At 51.8% G+C, this 25,376-nt stretch carries 13 protein-coding genes; 4 read left to right on the top strand and 9 right to left on the bottom strand.

Translation table 11 applies throughout. From position 1 onward, the window contains the following. Nucleotides 1-320 precede the first annotated feature (320 nt). Nucleotides 321-1,880, top strand: coding sequence for a PEP-CTERM sorting domain-containing protein (locus P8N76_24645; protein MDG2384882.1), 1,560 nt, complete (start codon nt 321-323; stop codon nt 1,878-1,880). Nucleotides 1,881-2,168: 288 nt separating this feature from the next. Continuing rightward, the gene (locus tag P8N76_24640) at nt 2,169-5,945 is read left to right on the top strand and encodes an FG-GAP-like repeat-containing protein (protein MDG2384881.1); all 3,777 of its coding nucleotides are present in this window, start codon (nt 2,169-2,171) and stop codon (nt 5,943-5,945) included. A gap of 30 nt (nt 5,946-5,975) precedes the next feature. Here P8N76_24640 and P8N76_24635 read toward each other — a convergent pair whose 3' ends face one another. The 5 genes from P8N76_24635 to P8N76_24615 form a co-directional block, all read right to left on the bottom strand. Next, a complete protein-coding gene (locus tag P8N76_24635; GenBank protein ID MDG2384880.1) occupies nt 5,976-6,794 on the bottom strand; it encodes a hypothetical protein in 819 nt (272 codons plus the stop codon). A gap of 253 nt (nt 6,795-7,047) precedes the next feature. Then, a complete protein-coding gene (locus tag P8N76_24630) occupies nt 7,048-8,022 on the bottom strand; it encodes a phosphotransferase (GenBank protein ID MDG2384879.1) in 975 nt (324 codons plus the stop codon). 216 nt (nt 8,023-8,238) lie between these two features. Further along, nucleotides 8,239-10,221, bottom strand: coding sequence for a tetratricopeptide repeat protein (locus P8N76_24625; GenBank protein MDG2384878.1), 1,983 nt, complete (start codon nt 10,219-10,221; stop codon nt 8,239-8,241). A gap of 90 nt (nt 10,222-10,311) precedes the next feature. Then, nucleotides 10,312-12,264 (bottom strand): VCBS repeat-containing protein, encoded by a 1,953-nt coding sequence (locus tag P8N76_24620; GenBank protein ID MDG2384877.1) that lies wholly within the window; start codon nt 12,262-12,264, stop codon nt 10,312-10,314. 240 nt (nt 12,265-12,504) lie between these two features. Next, the gene (locus P8N76_24615; GenBank protein ID MDG2384876.1) at nt 12,505-13,368 is read right to left on the bottom strand and encodes a hypothetical protein; all 864 of its coding nucleotides are present in this window, start codon (nt 13,366-13,368) and stop codon (nt 12,505-12,507) included. Between the two features lie 658 nt (nt 13,369-14,026). Here P8N76_24615 and P8N76_24610 point away from each other — a divergent pair. Next, the gene (locus P8N76_24610) at nt 14,027-15,052 is read left to right on the top strand and encodes a DUF1080 domain-containing protein (GenBank protein ID MDG2384875.1); all 1,026 of its coding nucleotides are present in this window, start codon (nt 14,027-14,029) and stop codon (nt 15,050-15,052) included. A 42-nt stretch (nt 15,053-15,094) separates the two neighbouring features. Here P8N76_24610 and P8N76_24605 read toward each other — a convergent pair whose 3' ends face one another. The 3 genes from P8N76_24605 to P8N76_24595 all read right to left on the bottom strand — a co-directional run bounded on the left by P8N76_24605 (nt 15,095) and on the right by P8N76_24595 (nt 21,459). Further along, nucleotides 15,095-16,240, bottom strand: a complete 1,146-nt coding sequence (locus tag P8N76_24605) for a phosphatidylinositol-specific phospholipase C1-like protein (protein MDG2384874.1) — start codon at nt 16,238-16,240, stop codon at nt 15,095-15,097. Nucleotides 16,241-16,287: 47 nt separating this feature from the next. Further along, nucleotides 16,288-19,848 carry a PQQ-binding-like beta-propeller repeat protein gene (locus P8N76_24600; protein MDG2384873.1) on the bottom strand — a complete coding sequence of 1,187 codons (3,561 nt, stop codon included), beginning with the start codon at nt 19,846-19,848 and terminating at the stop codon, nt 16,288-16,290. Between the two features lie 315 nt (nt 19,849-20,163). Next, on the bottom strand, nt 20,164-21,459 hold the full coding sequence (locus P8N76_24595; GenBank protein ID MDG2384872.1) for an APC family permease: 1,296 nt from the start codon (nt 21,457-21,459) through the stop codon (nt 20,164-20,166). Between the two features lie 546 nt (nt 21,460-22,005). Here P8N76_24595 and P8N76_24590 point away from each other — a divergent pair. Beyond that, a complete protein-coding gene (locus P8N76_24590) occupies nt 22,006-23,364 on the top strand; it encodes a sialidase family protein (protein MDG2384871.1) in 1,359 nt (452 codons plus the stop codon). Nucleotides 23,365-23,481: 117 nt separating this feature from the next. On the opposite strand, the gene P8N76_24585 is transcribed toward P8N76_24590, so the two are convergent. Beyond that, on the bottom strand, nt 23,482-25,227 hold the full coding sequence (locus tag P8N76_24585; protein MDG2384870.1) for a dockerin type I repeat-containing protein: 1,746 nt from the start codon (nt 25,225-25,227) through the stop codon (nt 23,482-23,484). Nucleotides 25,228-25,376: the final 149 nt, after the last annotated feature.

Below are 25,376 nucleotides of genomic sequence, written 5' to 3'. Positions count from 1 at the left end.
AGAATGTTTTCTGTTTTTAACGTGAGTCCACGAAGCGTTCAGGTTCATTGACAGACCCTCTGAAAGTTTCCTCTTTTTACAATTTTCATCATTGCCTAATCCAATGTTTATTTTAGACTCATATCCACGTCCCGCGTATCGCGGCAACTCAGTTCTTTCGAACATCCGCTGCTGCAGATTTGCCTAACCCCGGAGAACGCTACTGCATCGAATAACCAAAACGTCAATTCCTTTGCTCAGAAGGTTGTGCCTGCGAGCAAACGAGTTGGCGTTTTTTTATTGGTCTAATAGCGTTCACTTAAATTTACCCGGAGTTAGACATGAAAAAATTTCTTCTTTCTAGTTTGGTAATCTGCTTTGCCTGCACCGCAGCGCAAGCCGATTACAGTCAAAGCTTTGAAGTGGCTGATGGCACGACAGATCTCGGTGACGGTTCGGCGATCTGGAGTAACGATGGCCTTAACCAAGTCCTCAATGGTCAGCTTCGCATGACCGAGAACGGAACGAATAGCTCCAACGCCTCGTTCAAAGTTCCAGCACAAGCTGGCTCCGCGGCCGGTTGGGTTGCAACATTCGATCTGTCGATGGAACACGCTGGTGGAAACACACCTGCTGACGGTCTTAGCTTCAGCTACGGTCTGCTCGAAGGCGACGCAGGCAACTTGGCTGCAGAAGAAGGCTGGAGCGATGGCGTTAATCACCTCGCATTCCAAGTTGACACTTGGAAATGGGATGATCCAGGCCAGGATTCTGGTTGGGCAATTCGCAGCCAACCCGCTACTGATCCTGCACAAGACAGCCGTGGTTTTGCTTTCACACACTTGATCAACGAAGAAGCCATCATCGGTGTCGACGACGCCGTGAGTGGTCGCGTCGCTGTTTCTTACAATGGTGCTGACAACACGGCTTCCTTCCGCACGAGCGGTTTCCGTGTTAACGCATCTTTTGATGACGTTCCTGTTCCCGCCGGTTTCACGCCTGATGACGCTCATCAGTTCGCTGTCCGTGCCCGAACGGGTGGTCACAATCAGACCTCGATTATCGATAACCTCAGCATCACCACTGGTGCTCCCGCAAGCTTCTGTGACGCTTCCGCTGCCGACGTCTGTTACGACTTCGACGGCGACGAAGGCGTTGCTGTATACGGCGACGGCGAAGTTCGTGCCGAAGGTGGCTACGAAGGTGGCTACTTGAAAGTGACCGACGCAGCCAATGGCCAGCGTGGTAAAGTCATCGTTCCTGATTCCGGAATCGGTGGACAATTCGTCTTCGGTGGTCGAACGGGTGGAGCCAACGCTGCTCATCACATCGACAACCTCGAAGCAAGTGTTAACGGTGGTCGAGTTGATATCAGTGCCAAACTACGAGTTGGTGGTGGTACGGATCGTCCCGCTGACGGTTTCTCCTTCAACTTCGTCAAGCCTGGCGATCCCACTCTAGCCGAAGACACCAACGGTTGGGCTGGCATCGGTGGCGAACCTAACAACCTTCCTGAAGAAGGTACCACGACTGGTATCTCCATCGGTTTCGACGAATGGCAGAGCGGTCCTAACGCTCAAGACACTGGCAAGTTCACCGAAGACGATGTTGTTGGCCTTAGCCTTCGCGTCGACGGTCAGCTGATCGGACAAGCTCCGCTCACAACCTTGAACGGTGCTTTGGAAGACGTTACTTCGCTCCAAACTGGTCCTAACGACGATGGCATCAACAATCTTGGTTGGGCTGACCTCACGATCAGTGCTCCTCTTGAAGGTGCTAATCTTGAGAACACCATCGTAACCTGGAAGGGCGAACGAGTTGAGTTCGTTCCAGAACCAGCATCGGGTCTTCTCGCTCTGATGGCGATCGGTAGCCTGTTGATGTTCCGACGCAAGAAGTAAGTAACTTCTTAGCTCGCAACTAGCTAATCCAACAAAGGCTTAAGGGAAACCTTAAGCCTTTGTTTTTTTGATTAAGTGTCCTGATCGACACATTCAAACGAATCGCTAGGCAACTTGCCATCTGCAACCCCAACAATTCGGGAAAAGGCCAGCAATCGGTCAGTTATTCCCATCCAGCCCTCCTAACAAGAATGGCCCCAATTGAGATTTCGGGCTAAAATCAAGCATAAGCGTTCGCTCCTGCGCGTCCTTTTTGCCCCGCCTTTCCCCTCTTCAACGAGTATCGCCGTGCTACATCGGTTGTCACGATTTTCTCCGGTTGTAAGCTGCTTGAGTTTGCTGTTCGTAGGCTTATTGTTGCTGACGACCGTTTCATGTGGTCGTCCCAGCCAATCGCCAGCAGGAACCGAGAATCACGACGCCAAGGCGTCAGACAAGGTCAGTCAAGCCGAGGATCCGCCCAAGCGCGAGCAAGACAGATCCTTACCTCCCAGCGCCGGGAAATCCAGTACGGCCCATCCTGAGAGCAAAGAGACCCTGTTCTCAAAAATCCCCCCGGAACAAACCGGGATCAATTATATCAATCGCATCGACAAGGATCACCCGCTCAGCCGCCTTTACATTAGTGGCTTTGCATCGGGGGGCGTTGCTATTGGTGACATCGACGGAGATGGGCTAACCGACATCTATCTAACAAATGGTCCAGACTCCAACCGACTCTATCGACAAGTGTCGAAGCTGCAATTCGAAGACATCACCGACAAGTCCGGCGTTAGCTCGGCAGGAAGCTGGAGTGCCGGTTCGGCTTTTGCGGATGTTGACGGAGACGGCGATCTCGACCTATACGTCTGCAACTATGACTCCCCAAATCAACTGTACATTAACGATGGTACCGGCATTTTTGTCGACGAAGCAGAAAAGCGAAACGCAGCGTTGGCAGATGCAAGCGTGATGGCACACTTCTGCGACTACGACAATGACGGTGACCTGGATTACCTCGTTCTGACCAATCGGCTTTATCGTGCCGGTGGCTTACCCACAGGCAAGATCAGTAAAGAAGTTGACGGCGTTCCACAACTGCTACCCGAATACGAGCGTTACTATCACTTGGTAAAACAAGGTCCCAACCAATTTCTGGTCAAGACTTCAGGACGCCCCAATCGTTTATTTGAAAACGACGGTCAAGGAAACTATCGAGATGTCTCCGAAGCAGCTGGCCTGAACGCGATCGGCAAAGGCCTATCGGCAACTTGGTACGACTACGATCTCGACGGCCGAATGGACATCTATATCGCGAACGACTTCGACGATCCGGACCACTTATATCGCAACAATGGCAATGGAACGTTCAGTGACGTGATTCAAAATGTCGTGCCTCATACGACGTGGTTCTCAATGGGATCCGACAGTGCGGATCTCAACAACGATGGCATGCCCGATCTGATGGTTTTGGACATGTCGGCGACAACTCACTACCGGCAAAAAATTACCATGGGTGATATGTCGGCCAACCAACACTTCATGGATCATTCGAATCCGCGACAACTCATGCGAAACGCTGTCTTCCTAAATGCGGGAGTGGGACGTTTTTTGGAGATGGCGCATCTCAGCGGACTTGCCAGCTCTGACTGGTCATGGGCGGTTAAGCTGGCGGACTTTGACAATGACGGCTGGAATGATGTCTTCATCACAAACGGCATGACAACCGACATGACCAATGCAGACCGAGGACTCAATCAGGCAAATCTGGTCGGTCGCGAAGAGTGGCAATTGGTTAAAGACGAACCGCAACAGCGAGACAAAAATCTAGCGTTTCAAAATTCGGGACACTACAAGTTCAAACCGAGTGGCCAAAGTTGGGGTCTCGACCACCACGGCATGAGCTACTCGGCAGCTTACGGGGATCTTGATCAGGACGGAGATTTGGATCTGATCGTGACCAACCTGGCAGAGCCGGTTCACGTCTATCGCAATGACTCCACCAATCAAAACCGAATCACTTTTGCCCTGAAAGGCAAACAAAACAATCGTTTTGGTATCGGAGCCAAGGTGCGGATCGAGCACGGACAATCAAAACAGGTCCGCGTATTGAATCCGATGACCGGTTTCATGTCCAGCAACCAGCCCATCGTACATTTTGGTTTAGGCAACTCCGATCAAGTCGATCGTGTGCAAGTGGAATGGCCCAATGGGCAGGTTCAAGAACTGACAAATCTGGCGGCCGGCAAGCACTACGTCATCGAAGAAGATCCCGCGGCCTCCGCCCGTCAACTTGATCAAAAACCACTCGTCTTTGGCTACGTTAACGAACTGCAAACGATCGGCCACACCGAAACACCTTACGATGATTTCTCCGACCAACCGCTATTGCCGAATAAACTTTCACAATTGGGGCCAGGTCTTGCCATAGCAGACGTCAACGGTGACGAACGCGATGACGTCTATGTCAGTGCCGCGGCCGACCAAGCACCAACCATCCATTTACGAGGAGAATCCGGTCTCGATGCAAAACCGTTGACGGGCGACCAGCTTGCCGGCAGCGAAGAATTTGCCCCGCTGTTTTTCGATGCAGACGGCGACGGAGACTTGGATTTGTATGTGGTGAGTGGCGGTGTCGAAGCAGGCGACAACTTGGAACAACTTCGAGATCGCTTGTACTTAAACGATGGCAACGGTGAATTCTCCCACCATCAAACTGCACTAGCGGACATCAATCCTTTCAGCGGCAGTGTCGCCGCAGCGGCTGACTTTGATCGTGATGGAGATCTCGATCTATTCGTAGGCGGTCGGGTCATTCCGGGAGCTTACCCGCTAAGCCCCGGGAGCATGCTACTTGAAAATCAGATGAAGTCGGACTCGGAACCGCGATTTGTGGACGCGACGCAACAGTCAGCTCCCCAATTGAAGGCAAGCGGAATGGTGACCAGTGCCTTGTGGTCCGACATCAATTCCGACGGATGGGTCGACTTGCTGGTGACAACTGAGTGGGGACCTGTACGCACCTTTTTAAACCAGGCCGGAAAACTTACCGAATCAACCGAACAATCGGGATTGGCAAACCACCTGGGCTGGTGGAACGGCATCGCTGGACGTGACTTCGACAATGACGGCGACATCGACTACGTGGCGACCAACTTTGGTCTCAACACCAAGTATCATCCCAGCGCGGACCATCCATCGCGGATCTATTATGGCACCTTTGGTGACGAAACAGTGCCCCACATTGTCGAAGCCAAAGTTGCCGACCAAGGCCTGCTACCTGTTCGAGGCAAGAGTTGCTCACAAAATGCGATGCCCTTTGTTCGAGAAAAATTTGGCACCTATCACGATTTTGCCCTCGCATCGCTGACTGACATTTATTCCGATACCGGCTTGGATGCGGCAGAAAAATTTGAAGCAAACTGGTTGGAATCCGCACTTCTAATCAACGATGGAAACGGACAATTCGAGATCAAGCCCTTGCCAAAACTCGCCCAAATCTCACCAGCATTTGGCGTCGTCACAACGGAAGTCAATGGAGATGGCAACGCTGATCTCTACCTCGTGCAAAACTTCTACCATCCACAACGAGAGACCGGGAAGATGGCTGGAGGAATGAGCGTGCTGCTGTACGGGGATGGCCAGGGAGGATTTAGCGAAGTCTGGCCAAAGGAAAGTGGCCTGGCCGTATCGGCCGATGCAAAAGGTTTAAGCGTCTGCGATTTAAATGACGATGCCTGGGCTGATTTTGCCACCACGATCAACAATGGCCCCACGCTGGCCTTCCACAACAACAATGGCTTTTTAACTGAAAATCGCTCGGTCCGCGTTCGATTAGCGGGTAAGCCAGGCAACCCGACTGCCATTGGCGCACGCGTCACGCTGGAAATATCAGATGGATCCCAACAGACAGACGAAGTGCGTGCGGGTGGTGGTTACCTATCTCAATCGACCTCGGACCTGTTCTTTGGAATCCCGCCCGGAAAACAAATCAAGCGGATTACGGTACGCTGGCCGAACGGCACCCAGAGTGATCATCAGCCGGCTATCGATGAAGGCAAGATCGTCATAACTCAAACGTCGTGATAGCAGACAAGACCCAAGAGTTCGCACTGCCTACAACGACAGCCAAATCTTCGGCAACAGAATGGCAGCCAACAATAACAGTGCCATCACTGCAAACAGCGGAGCCACTTGCCGACCACGCCGTATCCAATCACTCCCGGTCGGAAGAATTCTCGGTAAGCCGATCCAAGTCATCATCGTCATCATCCCAGTTGAAATCATTAGACTAGTACGACGTCCTAACCCGACATCAACTGCACTGGACTGAATTCCTGACCAGCCGACAGTCGTCGTGAAAAGAATCCCTGCAGCCATCGCTGTAAATTGCCAAGCTGATCGCCAACATCCGGTCGACTGCCAAGCCATCACGATCGAAGCGCCGACCAACATCAGAGCCGATGGACAAGCACAGGCACGACCCGACAGACCCAACAACGCGAAGCCAACCCCCATACCATCGAAACCAAAATCGGTTGCAACCCAGCCGATCAAGGAAGCCACAACGCCCATCCCGATGGCCTGGGCAATCATAAACCAACGGTTGTGAAATCCAGCTTCAGGATCAAGGCCTAAACGTCGACGCCTGGCAAGCCAACCAACAATCGCAGCCCCGAGCAAAAATCCCGACCACTCGGCTAAACCCGACCAAATATAAAATCGCACAGGTGATGCGTTGCGAAATATCTGCGCCAGCATTAATAACCCCCACGCCGCGCCATAGATGCCCATCGACCTGAAACGCGCAGTGCGACGCACGCAATGGATGCCGATTGCAAAGACAATCAACACAAAGGCTGCCACACCAACCCCCAACTTGCTCAGATTTAGGGAAAGTTCTGTGATCAAAGCCAAGTCCTGAAAAATTCTCAATTACCAACAGCCAATCACCACGCTAACAGGCGAATCGCAAGTTCGATCATTCCCCTGAACAGGATCACCTTCAGCAAAACAACTCGCCCCGCGCCAGCAAATCAAGGCAATCAGCTTTCCACTCAGAACGGCATACAGAGGGCTCGTGCTACCCGGTTAGCGCTGATTAGACGCCCGGAAATTCGCATCGGGATGTGAAGCGACGCCGTCTCATCAGCCGTCTAGCCAACCAATCAACCGAATCGGCTACGCATTAGACCACGCTGATGGCATCAATCTCTAGTGCAGACGCAAACAACCGTTCCGCAATCAGGGTGAACAAAACATCTGCTCGACTTCCAGCGGACGGTTTGTCAGAACAAAAGTGGACAGGGAAAGCCAAGGCCGTGAGTGCACCGAGCTTGAAATCACGGAGTGCTTCATCCCACGAATAATCAACAACGCCGCCTTCCAGTAATTCGTCGTGCCAAGCTCGGACAACTTCTGTTTGATGGCCTCGACGCTCCTTCATCGACTCGCTCCCTCCGAGTAGCCGCGCAATGTCAAATGCTCCCATACTTCGAACGGCCAACTGCCAGTCAAAAATAATCGCCTCCTCTCCATTTTCTCCCTGTGAGAAAGCGATGTTATCTGCTCGCAGATCTTGATGAACAATTGTCTTCGGTCGCAGGGAGATCTGACGCCGTATTTCGGGCAAGACGTTGCAAACCCGTTCGCCTAATGAAATCGCATCATCGGAAAGCACATCCCGATAGCGATCAGCAAAAACGGGCCACTTACTGACAAAGTCGTCATCAAAGTGATCCTTGCGGGGCATCCAGTCGAGCGATGCAAGCGATTCATTCGCCCAATACTTTGCCTGCAATCGACCAATGGTACAAGCGACGTTGACCACTTGATCATGATGGATACCGATCACTTGATCGCCCATCGTGGCGAAGCTCAAATCCTCCATGATTAATGCAGCATGAGGTGGATCTTCCGGCAAGCCGTAAATCCGGGGCAACCGAATTGGCGCGGTTGGCGCGACCTCGTCATAAAATCGCATTTCCCGCTTGAAGGCGTGCAATTCATGTTCAGCCTCCACAAAATGTGCGTCGGCAGGTTGCAGCTTTACGATCACCGTCGAGGGTGCCCCGGTCTCGACGTGATCGTACTCAAGCATCACGCGGGCCACTGTACTTAGAAAACCCGCTTCCTCTCCAATCACTTGTTTCCGCAAAGACACTACTTTACTATCGCGCAGCACACCGCTCGAACGGAGCGTAGCATTTATCCAATCCGGACAAATTTCGTCAATATTCGCTGGAAATGTCACGGGATAAATGTATCAAAGACCGGTGACTCCGGCAATTACCGACCTCAACATTGGACGCCGCCCGTTTTTTTCTCGCCACCACAATCTTCGAGGCGAGTCTCCACTGAAGTGGGGCTCCAAAGAACATTAGGGATTTGGCGGGGACCTGTCAGAAGTCTCTCGATACGGTTTCTGGTCATCAAAGCCGTTGATGCGATCCAACAACGGCTGCAACCGTTCGGGCGAAGCAACACCGCGTCGGTCCAAGATGGCAGCAGCCTTACGAGCGATTCGAGCTGCTTGCTGAAAGTCGCCGTTTTCGGCATAAGCGACGGACAGCGTATCCAAAAACTCCGGCTCCTCAAACTCAGTCAGTTGGCAAATTCGCTCTGCCAATCGGCGAGATTCGGCTCCTTCGCGAAGCGAATCGTCTGGATGAGTTGCGAGAATCCAGGCAAGATTATTGGCGGCCAGCAACATGTTTGGCTCAAGTTCGATCGTACGACGATAAGCTGCGATCGCCTCAGGCCATTTTCGCAGATTGCGATAAGCGGTTGCCAAACGAAATTGCACCATGACATCGCTGGGTTGCTTTGACAACACGCGTTTCGCTAACTCGGCAGCCGGCTGAAACCTTTTTTGCAGCAGCAGGTTGGTGATCAAACCAAGCTGGGCTTGTCGATTCGCCGAATCGATTTTGTAGGCAGCAACCCATTCCTTTTGGGCCTCTGAGGGGCGACGAGCTTGCTCAAACATCGTTGCCAACTCAATGTGCGCCGGCAAATCAGCGGGGTTTTCCTCAACGGCTAATCGAAGTGATTCCAACGCCTCAGGAAAACGCCGTTGTGACTTCAGTAGGATGCCACGAATAAAATGGAGCTGTGCAAGCTGTCCACTTTCTGGATTTGCCTCTAAAAATTTCTCTAGATAAGCGATCGCATCCGTCACGGCTCCATGATCCACCATTTGTGTCGAGACCAGAGTCGGCTGCGCGGCAGGGACAGACCGCAACCACTGCCCCGTGAATGGCACAGCAGCCGTGCGGAGTTGCTCAGGACTAGCCTCCAGCAACGCCAGGTCATCCCACAATTGCTCGGTTGGCACCGCACCTTTGTAAATCACCACAACCTGGCCGGAACGATCTAGTAAGAAGCTGCACGGCACAGGCAAAGGCTGCCAGCGATCCAACATCGCACGTTGAAAAAAATCGAGTGCTTGGACGGTTTCAGCGGTGGCAGTCGCCGACGAAAACGCTGTCCCAAGCTGATCGATAAGGAGCTGAACCTTTGCCTGTTGGTCGTGAGCGTCGGCATTAAGCAGTAGAACTTCCAAACCGTGATTTTGAAATTCCTTTGCTTTTCCGGACCATTCCTCCAGCTCCGCAACACAAACAGGACAAGTAGCGGACCAAACATTAATCAACAAAGGCTGCTTCCAAGAAACCGGCTCCGTTGAACCCGATAACGTTTTGATGGCTGGCAACGGCAACCGGGCCGGCAAGACAATTCGCTTCGAATTTTCCGGTTCAGGGAAAACCGGAGCACTCGGCTCAAGCTGAATTCGGGAGGCAGGTGGCTGCCACGGAATTGCCACCTGCTCACCTTGCCGCACCAAATAGAATCCGTTGGATTGCACACCGCTAACCGTTTGCGCACGACTCGCTTCCGATCGGGTTGGCCATTGCACGATGACCTTCTCAATTTCGGTCTCCGCTCCCAAGCCAAAATGAAGCCAAGGGCTCGATTGCGACAAGAAGGCGTCACCCGCGTGGACGGTCCGAATCAAACGTTTATCCTGCTCATGGTTTCGCAGGATGACTTCGACACGAGCCCCAACTGCATCTCGATTAGAATCTTTACCATTCCCTTCCAGTTTCAGTGAGACAAAACCACCCGATCGCTTCTCACGATTGCGCATCAATCGCAAGCGAGGAGCTGTCCGCGCTGTCATCCAGAAATCTAACCGACCGTCAAAATCCCAATCACAAATTGCAATCGCGCGGCTATCATCGTCAAGGTCCAGCCCACTCACCGAGCTGACCGAAGCAAACTGACCGTTTCCAAGATTCAGGAAGCCACAATTCTTCTCATGCCCACTAAACGATTTGTCCTCATGCAAGAGACGGTTCAATGCCCTCCAACCCTGCTTATAACGAACGAAGGACGAAGCGGGGCTCAATTCAGCAGGCGATTGCGACACAACTTGTCGCCAGTAAACGCTTCACAAGTCTCCGGTGTCGGCCGTGGTAATAAAACCGTTGGCAATCAGAATATCCTGCCATCCATCATTATTGAAATCGATAAAACGACTTCCCCATGCCCAACGTCCCATGGTAACTCCGGCCGGGACACTTACATCGGCAAACCCACCCTTGCCATCGGCTTGGAAGAGTGAGTTGCCTCGGGCGTGTCGTTGATACTGCTCCTTGAGGTGGCTGGCTTCGGCTGAACGGAACTGACGTTGAAAAGTGATGCGATTGCCGGCAGCAGAAAACATGTTGCTCACATAGAAATCCATCCAGCCGTCACGATTGAAATCTGCCCAGCTAACGGACATGCCTGCCGACATGTCCTCGACGCCCAGTTCGCCAGCGACATCTCGGAATGTGCCCTGGTTGTTTTGATAGAGATTGTTTCGACCATAGTCATTGGCAACGTAAAGATCGCTATCGCCGTCGTTGTCATAGTCTTCCCAGGAGGCTGCGAAGCTAAATCGATTGTTGTTTTGATCCAGCCCGACCTCGGTTGTGACGTTGGCGAATTCCCAGTTCGAGTTGTTTTTCAGCAGCATGTTCCTGCCGCCATTTTGAGCGTCATGGTACGGGACGGGTTCCCCCATCGCACCCCGTTGTGCTCGATCACCCAGCGGATTGTAGCCACAACAAAAAAGATCAAGATCGCCGTCCAGATCGAAGTCAGCGGCGGTTAAAGAGAAGGTCTGTGCGAGTGTTTGCACCGCCTTGCGCAACGAAAAATGACCGCGACCGTCATTTTCCATCAGCATAATTCGAGACTCTCCACCGACGACCAGGTCTCGGTCGCCATCATTATCTAAATCAATCAACAATGCGCTGGCACAAAAATCCAACCAGTCGGTCCCGCTCTTCAGCGAACGATCGATCAATCGCCCGTCAGCCTGTTGAATGTACAGCCGATTAGGTAACCCTCCCTGTTGGCATAAATAGAGATCGTCCAACCCGTCGCCGTTGACATCGCCGATGGCAAGTCCATGGTTTGCAACGACATCAAGCCCTAGACTCCTTGAGAAACGACTACGCCAATGATCCGTGCCGTACAAGAGCTGCTCCTGGTAGGAAGCATTCTCCCCTAAAACCGAAGCTGTGCAATCCGCGAAACGCGTTTGCTGGCTGTTTGGATGAGTCACGTTCTCTTGTTGATCCACGGTGACTGAATTGATTTTCAGTTCGTTCTGGATCGATTGCCAACTGACGGTCCAGACGGCTGAAAGCTCAGTGAGACCCTCTCCGGAGTTTCCGTCTGCATGGAAATAAACCTCAGTATTTGCCGTTTCATCGGAAAGATTGACACGGACCACTTTGAATTTGAGTTCGCTGGCTGCTACAGGATTAAATCGAGTACGGAAAGAGTCACGCAATTCCTGGAATCGGCGAACGCCTACTGCTGACGAAGAAGGCTGTGGACCCACGTCAACTCGATTGATCCGCAACGTTTCGTCGCCATACACAGCGATCCCCTGAGACTGAAACAAGTTCTGCGCTGAAAAGGTTGAAGAAATGATTCGTTCGAGCTCGGGCTCAGCTGGTGCCGTTTCAGCTTGCAGCATCCGGCCGAAACGTACGAGTTGCTGCCCGGCTTTCGCTCCCAAGGCTTCGCTATCCCAACCGTCTCGTATCGGATCGATACGAGAGTAGGCGTCGGCCAAGGGAGCTATGAATTTGTGTTGCTCCATGCCAGGTGCCGTCACCAGTTGGGAGCTTGGATGGCCCAGCTCTTCATCCGGACTCAAAGCTTTATCCGTGCGCTGCTCCGATACCGATCCTAACCCCGTGGGCGGTTGAGAAGATTGCCGGGGTTCTGAGTTACTACAGCCCAGAATGGCAAACCCCAAGAATTGCAAACCGATCCAAAAGGTCAGCGAACCTCGTGTCGGTAGCAAAGATCGACGATCGATGGAATACCTGGTAATGGCCATCAGCGGTCTCGACGGATGAACTCAGTAAACAGCCCGTTCAACCTAAAGGTCTTACGAAAAAAAGGAAGGGAAGCCTACAGTCTAGCTTAATTCGAAATACCGACCGGGAGTACATTCGCGACAGATACCACCAATCTTCCCTGAAATTATTGAGGCAATGATTCCTTCCCCCCCCAAAAAAAACGGCAGCCCCAAAAGGCTGCCGTTTAATAATCTTGTTTGCTCGTTCTCTGCAGTCGATTAACGACGGCGTCGACGGAAGAAAGGAAGTGCACCCGCGGCCAACATGACCAACAGACCGGCACTCGGTTCTGGAATTGCCGCCAGCGGAATGCCATTCTGACCCGAAGTGAAGATCGATTCGATCTCAGAACCCGTCAGTGGGCGATCCCACATTCCAACATCTTCAATGGCACCATCCCAAGTTCGGTATCCGTCACCCGATGTGTCCGGGTTACCACCGATCATCAGGCGACCAGAACCGTTGTCCCCCAACACTGCGTTGCCACCGGTTGCGACTTGAACACCATCAACCCATAACTGCGAGGCAGCTTGATCCATGAAGATCGGACTGATAGCGACCACATGATGCCAGTTTCCGTCGTTGATATCAGGTCCGGTCGAATCGTTCGTGGGAATGTCACCCGTTCCACCGGCGTAGGAAATGATGTTCGATCCACCACCACGGCGAGCAATTCGGTAATCCGAACCTTCACCATGGGCGAGCAATGCTTGCCAACCTTGATCGAAATTGTTGACTTGTAACCAAGCTGAAATCGAGACGCCCCCACCGGCACGGACAATGTCCGCGCTGTCAGGAACTTCGATGTATCCTTCGGCAGTTCCATCGAACACGCCGTACTGACCCAGTGCGGCTGCATCGGGGTTAATATCAGTCCAGTTTGCTAACGAGACGGCTGCGGCTGGTTGACTGCCATTGTCCGCCTTCGTACTGTTGTTGCCGGCGATCGAGCCAGCGGTGTCGTCGAAATTGCCGTCAAAGTTCCAATAGTTAATCAGGCCATCATGCACACCTGCCAACGCTTGGCTGGAAATCGCACACATGAGCCCTAAAGCAAATAACATCTTCAAGGTTGTTTTCATCTTTGCTTACCTTTACGAGTCGTTGTCGAATGAATGCCTAGATAAGTCCATAAAAAAAGCACTCACCTTCGAACAAGCCAAACAACCGATCACCCTACGGGTGATGGGAGAGACCGTTTGAAAGTGAGTGCCTTCGTTAGCTTTACCTAGATTTTGATGCTGCGAGCGTTATCACCGGTACCCACGCGGCACGGTGTTGCAGCATTCTAAAACCCTCAGTCATCGCCTTCAAGACAATTCACGTAAAATATGATTCGATCGCTGTAAAAACATTTGAACATGCCCTTCGCCGTCCAGAACAGATATTACCGGCGCGTTCAGTCACCCCCAAAACAATCACCCACTTTGTCAGGCACGGCGCGACTCTCGGTATGCGAAGTCGACAGGGTTCGTTGCCGAAATCTCTCAGAATGGAATCGCAGTGAACCGGATGCGTCCCCCCAACTTGTTCGTCTCCAAAACTTAAAATCGGTTCACAATCAACTCCATTCGACAACTCCATTCGACAACTCCATTCGATTATCTCATAGCGATCAACAGTTGGTATGATCCAACGTGTCGATCTGAAAAAATCGGCTGGCGTTGCCCCCCGGCTGGTCGGGATTCAACCGGTGAAATGTCCTAAATCGCCCATCAATCTGCTTTGGGAGCCCCCCTTATGCCCTCTTCATCGACGATCCTTGTTTTGGCCACGCTAACCACGGTAAGTTCGCCGCTACTGGCAACGGAGACGCATGAGCCAAATTTTCTAGGGGCATGGGCATTTGAACTCCCGGACGGCAATCCCGCCTGGCTCAAATTGAGCAAAGATGGAGACCAATTGCGGGGCTGGATGCTATGGAGTGTGGGCAGCGCTCGACCGATTCGATCAATTCAAATCCAAGGTGAATCGCTGAGATTTGCGCGGAAGATCACCTGGCGTCCGTACGGAGAATCGGTGACCAAGTCAATCACGCGTCCTTTCCAAGCGACTCTGAAGAATGGAAAATTGCAGCTGATATTTTTCCAAGCTACGGCAGATTCCAAGTCCGTGGTTAAAGATGAACAGGTTCAAATCGAGGGCAGTCGCATTTCGCCTCCACCTCCGAAACCGGACTTGTCAGATGTCAGCTACGGTGAGGTGATTGAGTTGTTTAACGGTCAAGACCTCACTGGCTGGAAACTCTCGAATCGAAAAAAGAAGAACGGCTGGCGGGTGGAGGATGGTTGCCTGATCAACGAAACGCCGAAACTCGATTTTGGCGCTTATGGCGAATTTGGAAACCTGCGGACTGAGCAAGAGTTTGAGGACTTTGAATTAGCGATCGAGTACAACGTTCCAACCGGAGGAAACAGCGGCGTGTACTTAAGAGGAATGTACGAAGCTCAAGTAGTCGATCATGCCAGCCCCATGCAAGGAATTCAAGGACCGGGCGCGATCTTCGGTCGCATCAAACCCTCCCTCAATGCGGGCAGATCCGGCGGTAAGTGGAATCGCTATCTGCTGACCCTCGTGGATCGACACCTAACGGTCATTCTGAACGGAACAAAGGTGATCGACAATCAACCTATTGAAGGCTGCACCGGTGGAGGCTTGCAAGCAAACGACATGTTGCCCGGACCGATTCTATTGCAGGGTGACCATACAGCGGTGAAATACAGAAACATCCGACTGCGTCCTATTGAGGTCCGACGCGCGAATTAGAATCCGCCTCGCGATAGAGTTTGTCTTGGTTGCACCGTCGGTTTAATCGGACAATTGCGACTTCACGGCTGGCCGCTCACGACTCAAATCAAACTCCTGTGCATGCCAAGCGGCATCACCATTCAGGACATTACCGCGCGCCACGATACTGCGGGGAAATACAACGCGGTAATCACTAAAGCGGTGATCAGGCTCTGGATAATCCGTACTGATAAATTGTGCACCACTGGCAAATGCTTTTTCGGCTTGGGTCGGATCATTAAAACGTGCCTGTCGTGTTCCCGAATCAGCTCGCGTCCTGACAAGAAAGCCCTTCCGAACGGCATCTTGAATTTTCTGAAAGTCCTCAATTGGATCATTCAGCTTCATGAAGGCGGCGGCGTCATCCGATTCATCAACGCTAACAAACAACAAACGTCCACGTAGAGCCCGATGGCCAAGCAAATAGGAATCGCGCACAACACCTTCGTTGTCTAAAGCAAACATCACCTTTCCTCGGACATCGTTAAGGTAAGGCCAGCCCCGCTGGGTGACTGCGCTCCGCAACGACTCATCGTCACCTCGAACATCATCCGGCTTCAGGATATCCGTCGGCTCGAACACCGAGAGGATCTCTCGATCAATCATATTGAATTCAGACTGTCCAAAAGGGTGTGGACGTGTGAATTCATTTCCAATCGGCTGCTGCTTCACCTCCAACATGATCAAGATTGGAACGTGCTGGGGGTTTTCCCGGGACCATGATCGTACTTGCTGAAGAGCATCGACCAGTGTTAATACCGTAGTGCGATAATCGATATCTTGAATATGAAGCACCTTCAGCCCGGGGCGTTGCAATGCGCCCTTGGGATCGTACCGAACATCGGCAACCTGTTTGGCCATCAACGGTTTTGCATAGAGTCCGCCTGTGGGATCGGCATAGATATCCAGCTCGATTTGTCGGATCCCCAGCTGACCGAATTGCTCAGACAACGGACGATGTGTGTAATCCAAAGATTGCGCCAACGACTCCTGCCTCTGAGCAATCAATCTCATCACGGTTGGATGGGGCGCAAGATGATAGGAATTATGGGTTCCGATCACTTGGATTTCGTTCATTCGAATTTGGGCCGCCACGTCGTCAGCTGTAACAAACAGCAGGCAAGTAACGTTCACAAGCAGGAAGCAGACGACTCGAATTTCGAACATCGTTGCTACCCCTCTTTTGATTCGATAACGCAATCCTCCGGGTCCGGCTACTCTTTCACGAGTGATATTTCGATACCCGATAACAAAGGAACGCTTGAATTGGCCTCAAAGTCGACAACAATTTTTTCTTTCGCGCGAACACCTTTCACCGTTCGTACGACACCCCGACGAGCACCTTGAGCCTCCGCCATCAAATCAAAATCCTCTAGCACCTTGTTTCCCTGCACAAACAGGCCAAACTTACGAGCCTTGGCCACTTCCGGCGTCGGTTCGGCAAAATAGAATTTCAAATCGAAGGTTCGTGTTTCACTTTCTGGCTTGCCAACCGAGATCAAAACGCTTTGCACGCCCTCCACTCCGGACGCATTGACCCAATTGGTTCCTTCCCCTCGCATTTGGCTGGGGTGCAGACGAAAATACTGTGGATCTGCTGCTTTGAGTTCGATCTTGAGTTTGGGCGAAGGACCACCAACATTTGGATAGTCCAGCCACATCGTCCCGGCCTCGTCACGGCGATCTCCGGGAGCGCCAAAATTGATGCCTACCTGTTTCACTTCGTCGATCTCTTCATCGTATCGACTGTAACTCCAATAGTTCACATCATCGGGGATGTGAACCATGGCAAGTGATGTAAAGAGCGAATAGGAACAGGTACATCCGTAGCCAAAGTTGGGTGCATTCAAAATACCGTTTGCCGGGATCAGACTATTCCGGCAACCAGATCGAAATCCATTGAGTCGCGACGTCTCGCCGGTTTCAATATTGCAGAAACCGGCCGAGGCCGCTCGAAAAGTCATCATATGGGGATTTGCAATGGCATAATTGCAGTGATGTCCGACCTTCGTGAATTGCCAATCCGATTCCGTACCCGTAATGGGATTGATGCGAACGATTTCGTCACCCGTACGAACATCATAGGACTTACCGGGACCGCGTTGATCGATAATCCAATCGTCCCAGACGATAACTTTGTCCCAATAATTTTCAGGATGCCCGCGAAAACCTTCTCCGTCAGATCGTTTACTCCAAAGTGGGGCACCGTCTTTCCCAGAAAGCGCATTGACACCTTCTTTGTTCGACATCAAGAGCACGTCGTGTTTGGCGGAATAGGTCAGCCAGGAGCCGGCGTACTCCGTCGGACGCTGCCAGTTCACCAAACCCGTATTAAGATCAAGAGACTTCACCGTCGTCTTACTTTGCGGAACAGGGATTCCGCGACGACGTTCCTTACTGTCACCGACGTACAACCCAGCTAGTTTCCCTTCGTAGACGAACACTTTGTCGTTGGCCATCGAGACCAGCGAAAATCCAGTCTCCGACTCAACTTCCCAGACGATTTCCCCGGAATAGCGATTTAGTGCAACGAGTTTCGTGGGTAATTGTTCCTTCGATCCTTCGGTGGGTCGGAAGACGGGAACCACCATTTTGTCATCGATAATGCGAATCTTTCCCCAGTCGCCCGCTTCAGCAAGTCGGAACTCGTTGAGTACCTCGCCCGAGTCCGGATCGATCCGCACACATTTTTCCGGGAATGCCAAGTAAACCCCATCGCTCAATGCGACAAAATGGAAACCGTGAGATCCCCAATTCGATCTTCGCCCTGGGCTGACACCGGTGGGAAGTGGCAACTTCCACAACATTTGTCCGGTGTAGACATCGACGGCGGCAAATGTCGCTGGTCCTTGAAAAAACATGCGACCGTCGATGATTTGCGCACTTGGAGGCCAATCATGTCGATCAAAAAACAAACTGCCATCGGATGAAGGGCCACCGTACCACAGCAGTCCGAGTGGCGCTTTGACCAAATTATCCTGCGACATCAAAGAGTTTGCAGCATCACCGAATTCATGCGTCCAGTTTGCCGACCCCACTAAAGCGCCTTGGCGTTTCACAATGGTATAACCATCAACCCGACTCACCTCAGCCTTTTCTAGTTTTTTCGCAGCCTGTTGTACATCTTCGACAGGCTTATCCCGGAAGACGAGAGCCCCTCCATAGGGCCTGACCGTTGAGTAAATTGCTTGGACGTCTTGGGGACCGGCTAACTCCGATTTATCGCAAACCACGAGGCTCGCGAAGTAGGGGGAAAAGCGGAGTGTTTCAAAGTCTCCAACTCGGGCAACAATTCTTTCACCGTAATCACCACGAGCGACATAGTGACGTCTTAAACGATCAACAAGCTTCGGATCATCATCGATCACGAAAATGTGAAAGTCGGTTAAATCCACAAGCGCTTCGAGTACTGCTTCATTTTCCACGCCAACATATAAGCAGTATCCATTCGTTTTCTCTGCAGCACCGACCAGGGCACTCAAGTCAACCGAATTCGTCACGATTGATCGAGGTTTCGCTTCTCGATAGGTTCCCGGAATGCCTCGCTCACTACCAAAACAATGAATTTCACCTTCTTCGGTTACCACAAACAGTCGCTCATTGCTGACCAGCATCGTCGCTGGCGTCCCGCTGATCTCGTGGCTCCAACTCACACTGGGCGTTCCCTCATCCGTTGCGGGCGTCCGAATGGCAAGCAGTTTTTTCTGATCATGGGCCAACAAGCTATCACCGGCTTTGAGATGAACCTTCGTGACGGGCTGTTTTTCTAACTTCCAGATTTCTCGGGGCTGTTTGGCAACATAAGACTTTCCCTTGCGATCGGTTTTTTCAACCTCCAGCATGTTCACGATGTCAACGGCCTGCAATTGACTTTGCTTCGTGAAATAGATTTTCCCCTGATCCAAAACTGGCCGATCGGCTTCGAGTCCCAACGCTTTCGGACTGGATGCACCGGCAGGAAAAACTCGATCGCCATGAAACAGATATGCGTCATCGGCAGCGAGATGGTAATCGGTTAACCCTTTTGATTCGTACGAACATGGTACGTTCTTCCCCGTTGCCCGATCGATCACATAAGCCCGGGAACGACCGCCGGGAATGAAAATCGACGTTTCGTTAATGGCCAGATAACCTTGCGGAGAATGGTCACCCAAATCAGTAACCCGGAGTTCCTTACCCGTCTCAGCATCCAACTCATAAAGCATCGTACCTTCGAAAGGCCAAACACCGCTGGTAAACAGCACACGACCATCTCGAACAACGGCCCCTGTTCGTACGGGCCAAACGGAGATCAGCCTTTCGTTCCCCATCGCCAATCGATTTGATGGTGCCCCATTAAATTTCCAATGGATCTCCCCCGACTCGGCATCGAGACAATACATGCAGCCATCATCGGCTCCAAAGTAGACCCTGCCATTGAAGTGAACTGGCGCAAATCGAATCGGTCCGTCAGCAAAAAACCGCCATTTACGGAGTCCCTTCTCGACATCAATCGCCGCGACCGAGTGATTTCTGGGTGAACTGACATACAGAATGCCATTGGCAACAATGGGCTCGTAATGCGCATCAAAGTGCAGCCGTTCGTCTTCATTCCAAGCCGGCTTCAACTCAGGAAATTTCCATGTCCATTGCAGATGAAGCTGCTGAGGTAATTGCTCAGAAGTTGTTGCGGATCGATTTGCATCGTGTCGCCAGGTTGGCCAATCCGCTGCAAACACGAGTGAAACCAAAGAACCCCACAAGATCGACGAAAGCAGAAACCGATGAATACCCACGACGATAACTCCATTTGAAGTGAAGGAATGCAACCCGCATCATACCCGTTCACCCAACAGATCACATCTATCTTCGCACCAATTCAACCAATTAATTTGGACGTGGCACGAAATGGGAAGATTGGCAGGAGGCAGGTCAGTCGCAGAGATCACTCCTGGATCGAATTGCTTCCCCTCAAGTTTCACCGCTGGAAACTCGGTTGCAAAAGGCTCGCAGTTTCTCGTTGAGGTGATGACCTGACGACCCGAGTCACGCGACCTGGCTGCGGAGGACAATTCAGACAACAGCCTGGCCATTTCAACGCATGGCTCTCATTAGAACTTCGCTCGACGCGAGATCAACTCGTGCCAAACTAAGCCAATGCCGATCAATGCAAGTCCCACTAGCCAGACGCCCCAATTCACCCAGAAGGCGAGAAAAAGGCATGCGCCCAATCCACACCAAGCAGGCCAAATCGGAAATAAGCGTTCCTGCGGGGCCAATCGCAGCGCGCAGATGTTGGTGAGCGCATAGTAAATCAACACCGTGAATGCGCTAAACGACCAGGTCACTCGCACATCACTGAAAAGAACCAAGCCACCAATAATGGCCGAAACCACGAGGGTCGCGCTCCACGGTATACCTGTCTCCGCGCTGACCGCAGACAATCCGTGTGGCATATCACCTCTTCGGGCCATCGCAAATAAAACGCGTGACAAACCCAGTAGCAGATTCAAAAGCACGCCGAGCATCGAAGTCATCGCGCCGATCGCGAGGATGAGGCTTGCACCGGAAACTGGAAACTTTTCGGCAATCGCTTGCAGCGGCGCCACTTGGTTACGGGTTAATTCACCGTAAGTTTCTGCTCCTACGACGGCTAAGGCGATATAAGCAACGCTGAAATACAAACACATGGACACGGCCAGCGTGCAAATCACTGCAAGAGGGATTGTACGTCGTGGCTCCCTGACCTCTTCGCCCAATGTCGCGATCCGACCATAACCCGTATAGGCCACAAACATCAGAGCCGTTGCCTGCAATAATCCAAATCCATCACCTGATTCCTGAAAAAACTTCAGCGGTTTTTCATCGGCAGGTGCCGCGACCCAAGGCATACCGGCGAGGACAAAAAACATGAGAGAGCACAGTGTCACAACAACGATCAAGATGTTCGCTCGACTTGTTCGTTGGATTCCCGTCAATGCAACCACGGTCAACGCGCAGAGGGCAATAAGAGCAACCGAAAGTCGATACTCGTTCTGGTCATAACCGATCGTGTTCAGTAAATAACCGGCGAAACCGAGGGCTGCTGTCGCGGCTGAAGCCGATTTCGCACACATGAACATCCAACCAGCAGTAAAACCCAAACGAGGTGACAACCACTTGTAACCATATTCATAGGTTCCGCCGCTCACAGGATGATTGGCTGCAAGTTGCGCACTGCTTAGACCGTTACACATGGCAACCAAAGACGCAAACACAATCGCTAAAAGCACGCTCGAACCGGCGACTTCCGCCGCAAATCCAATGCTGACAAACACTCCTGTTCCGACAATTGAGCCCAGGCCCATCATCATCGCACCAAAGACGCCAAGCTCTCGCCGCAATCCTGGACTCTGCACCCTACTCATGGACTCCCATCTTTCTCTCAACCATCTTCAGCAACGAATTCCCGACCATTACAGACCTAATTCATCCTAGGCCTCATGTTTGCGATCACCTGTTTGCGTCCATCACATTCTATCTGCGATGCGAGATTGAATCCAAGTCCACCACCGCTCGCATTCGAAATCAATCCCACTGGCCCATTCGCACAAAAGGAGCAAACCGAATTCTGCGGAAACCTCATAAGCACAAACCGAAATACCGTTTTGTCACCATGACGAGATCGGATCGGTTCGGTCAAGGGCCCGTCGGAACTCGATTCCATGATCAACCCACCAAGAGCGACCTACTCCGCTCACCGGTCGTTCATTGTGGGATTCTGGCCAGAAACAGAGGAAAGCAGCTTACCGTCTGAGCCAATGCCTGATTTTTTGCCAAATCCCACTCAACTCTGATGACGCCGAAAAGGAAACCAACACGTGAAAACCGTTGCTCCACAACCAGAAAGTTGGATAATCATCATCAGACAGCTCAACATCCATCAATCTCGAAAAGCATTCGAGCCAATTGCCATGCGAACCCCCATACAATATCGGTGCCTACTTGGCCTGATCATTTTGCTCCTGATAATTCCCTGCAGACAGAACCTATCCAACGCCGTCCAAGCAGATGACTCATTACTTGATTCGGTTGTGATTGGCATCAAGAATCCAATCAGGCTGACAAAAACCGATCCGCCTCAAAACTTCGTCTTCGACGCTGAGTTGGGACTGATTCATCATAAATCGCTGAAGGGCCAAGTGGTCCACGTCGCCAGGAAGGGCCTCAGAGGGCTGTTCGAAACACGAGCGGTTCGCACGCCGAAAGGGGACCTATTACTGATGTTCCCTGAGGGCAATCACTATGCAGCGGGGGGTGGAAAGGTAAATGATCTACTTGCCTACCGTTCTCGTGACAATGGGGCCAGCTGGCAAGGCCCCAGCGTTGCTTTCGACATCGACTACAGCCAACACGGATTCGTACCTTTTATTCCTCAAGGAAGCAAACGGATCTACGCATTCGGCACACAGCCGATCCCGAGTAAGTACAGTCGTGAAAAGGGACGACACGAAAACACGCCGATTGGCTTTCGCTGGTCCGACGATGACGGACACAGTTGGAGCAACGCAAAACTGATCAAGCCAAAGAATGACCCTGGTTTTCTTGGCATGTCCGTAACTCGCATGTGCGAGACAGACAGTGGGGCATGGCTGATTGGATCCCACGCAGCTGATTGGTCCAAGAATCCATTGCAAACGCGACAGTACCTTCTACGGAGCACTGACCAGGGTGAATCCTGGTCGCTCTTACCCGGAACGCGCCCCAATGGCTGGTTCGCCCCAAAGTATGAACGCATGGATGAAGGTCGACCGATTGATTTGGGCAACAATGAAGTTTTGTTCATGGCCCGCACTCCCACGGGAAAAATCTGGACAGCTCGCAGTACGGATGCGGGACAAACTTGGTCACAGCCGGCCGCCTCTCAGCTGGTTCATCCCGACGCACCACCGATGGTGTTTCATCTCAGCGATGGCAGAACGCTGATCAGTCTTTTCCACAACCGCCACCTTGGCTCGCAATACACCGGCTTAAGTGGAAACATGGACGGCATGCGTGACCGATCGGAGATTTGGATCACATTGTCAACCGATGGAGGCCGCCAGTGGACAGAGCCTCAGTTTCTTTTCGCGAACGGGACTCCGCCCAACCCAGAAAAGTCAGGATGGTTCAATCACAATGTTTCTTATCTCGATGCGGTCATCGACAATGGCCTGATCCACATCTTCTGCCCACACCTCTGGAATCGGGCTTTACATTTGACGATTCAGGAGAACGATCTCAGCCAACTCCCCACCGCAAAGCAATTGGCGGAACAAGCCGCCAAGAATTGACTGAATATCCCCATCTTTTTGAACAACAAAATCTGCCATGGATCATCTTTGCTCGAAACGAGTCATCCATTCAGATTGGCACGAAAAACGTCCCATCAGTGCGATGACCAGTCAGGTTCAACTGACAACGCAGGCCGCTCGAATCTGACGACTCAAGAGGATTCCGACAAGAGCGACCACCAAGAGCGTCCATGACCGTGGCTCGGGCACCGCGGCGTGCACACGAGGTCCCTGCTCGTACGCGCCACCCTCAAACGCCAGCACAAGGTCGGCTGAAGTAAAGTCGCCATCACCATTCCAATCGCCAGCCGCCCAGCCGGAGTTCCGTGGAAGGTCGTCTTCGTATTCTGCAAACTGCAAAGCGTGTGTAAGATCATCGGAGCTAAATTCGCCGTCAAGATTAGAGTCTCCATAAAACGAATCTTTCAACTCATTCACCCACAAATCCCGATCACCACCATCCACTCGGCCGTCCATGTCGAGATCGAAAATCGGCTGATACTGCTGATTTCGAATCGCAGCACTGAGCAAATCAATATCGATCGCTGTCAACTGCTCATCATCATTCAAATCTCCTAGCCCAACTTCGATCAGACTTCCAACGACATCGTATTCCGGATCGCTTATGTTGTAGCCGTTGATCCATAATCGCTCGAAAGCCTCAGCAAAACCAAATGGCATCGAACCACTGTAAAGTTCATGGAGTGTGCTGAATCTTGCAAGCTCTCGGTAATCACTCCCGTCCTCCGTCATTTCATAGAGATGAAGAAATTCATCGCTGCCCGGAAACAACTCACCTTGCCAATGAATTGCGGAGGTTAAGAAGAGAAACCTGTCGTCCGATGTTTTAAGAAAGCGCCACGGACTACCAATGATCCCTCCGCTGCCCACCTCCTCAACCTCCATCGTTTGGCGGTGTGCCCGAAACATTTTTTGACCACTGGGCCGTCCGGTATCTTCCCCCCAATAGACGTAATCTCCGTCAATCTCCATCTCAACGGAGCGAGAATGCTGACTGCGATCAAGACCCAAAGGCTTGAGCAGCCATTCCGTTTCCAACGTTTTCCGACCGGGATCATCCATTCCCCAGCGAGTTCGCCATAAACCGGGATCGTTGATCAATCCATGCTCACCAAAAAGATCGTCGGTGACCATAATGCTTGACTGGGCATTACTGTCTCCACTCATCACATATAGCTTTTCGTAATCTGGATCAAAAAACGCTCCATGAAAATGCCGAATTGACGTGGAATCAGGTTCGAACAGCAGGTCCCAATTCTGGCCAGCATTTCCACTGTAAAACACTCGCGATTCATCACTGTATTCGAAAAACAATAAACGACTGTCTCCCAAATCAACGAGGGAGTGGTCTTGTGCGGAAGCGAATGGGGTTCCACTGGTGGTTGAATTCAAAGAAAGTTGCAGTTGATAGTCTGCAAATCCATCGGGTGAAAACAGGACATCTGCCGTAACGACACCATCATGCCTACTGGGCGCAACAACAAAGATGCCATCATCCGTGAAGAGCGACATGAGCGGTCGCTGCCTACCTGGCATTTTCCCGGCAGGTAGGAACTGTTGCCCATCGTAGGCCCAGGTCTCTCCCGTATCGAACGAAAAGCCCCACAAATTGTCTCGCCACATTCCACGAGCGCCATGTTGTTTGCCACTGAGCGTTTCATCCTCCTGCCAACGAAGCACCGTTCTCACTGCGTCCGCATCCAATGGTATTGGGCTAACGAAAAAGCAAGCGATCAAAGTCAAAACGACGATCTGTGAGGGTAAGATCGGATCCGACTTAAGTCGTCGGTCAAGATTCTGTCTGTCCAAAGACCCAAAATACATACGCAGAGATCGCATCATTTTCTTTTGCCCTCAAAATCAAAAAATCGCAGCGTCAACAACTGACCCCCGAAATAGAAATGCGAAAAAACTCCTCGACAACGCCTGCGAATCAAATTGTGACAGCCAGTGACTTTAATGACTGCCGCTGGCAAACGCCAAATCGAATC

Source organism: Pirellulaceae bacterium, assembly GCA_029243025.1.
Lineage (GTDB): Bacteria > Planctomycetota > Planctomycetia > Pirellulales > Pirellulaceae.
The sequence above is the reverse complement of the archived record's forward strand: the minus strand, read 5'-3'. Positions and strand labels throughout refer to the sequence as shown.

Bases quoted from the DNA above. Each gene is read 5' to 3' on its own strand.
- P8N76_24645 (MDG2384882.1), top strand. From the start codon at position 321: ATGAAAAAATTTCTTCTTTCTAGTTTGGTAATCTGCTTTGCCTGCACC.
- P8N76_24620 (MDG2384877.1), bottom strand. From the start codon at position 12,264: ATGGCCATTACCAGGTATTCCATCGATCGTCGATCTTTGCTACCGACA.
- P8N76_24615 (MDG2384876.1), bottom strand. From the start codon at position 13,368: ATGAAAACAACCTTGAAGATGTTATTTGCTTTAGGGCTCATGTGTGCG.
- P8N76_24610 (MDG2384875.1), top strand. From the start codon at position 14,027: ATGCCCTCTTCATCGACGATCCTTGTTTTGGCCACGCTAACCACGGTA.
- P8N76_24605 (MDG2384874.1), bottom strand. From the start codon at position 16,240: ATGTTCGAAATTCGAGTCGTCTGCTTCCTGCTTGTGAACGTTACTTGC.
- P8N76_24595 (MDG2384872.1), bottom strand. From the start codon at position 21,459: ATGAGTAGGGTGCAGAGTCCAGGATTGCGGCGAGAGCTTGGCGTCTTT.
- P8N76_24590 (MDG2384871.1), top strand. From the start codon at position 22,006: ATGCGAACCCCCATACAATATCGGTGCCTACTTGGCCTGATCATTTTG.
- P8N76_24585 (MDG2384870.1), bottom strand. From the start codon at position 25,227: ATGATGCGATCTCTGCGTATGTATTTTGGGTCTTTGGACAGACAGAAT.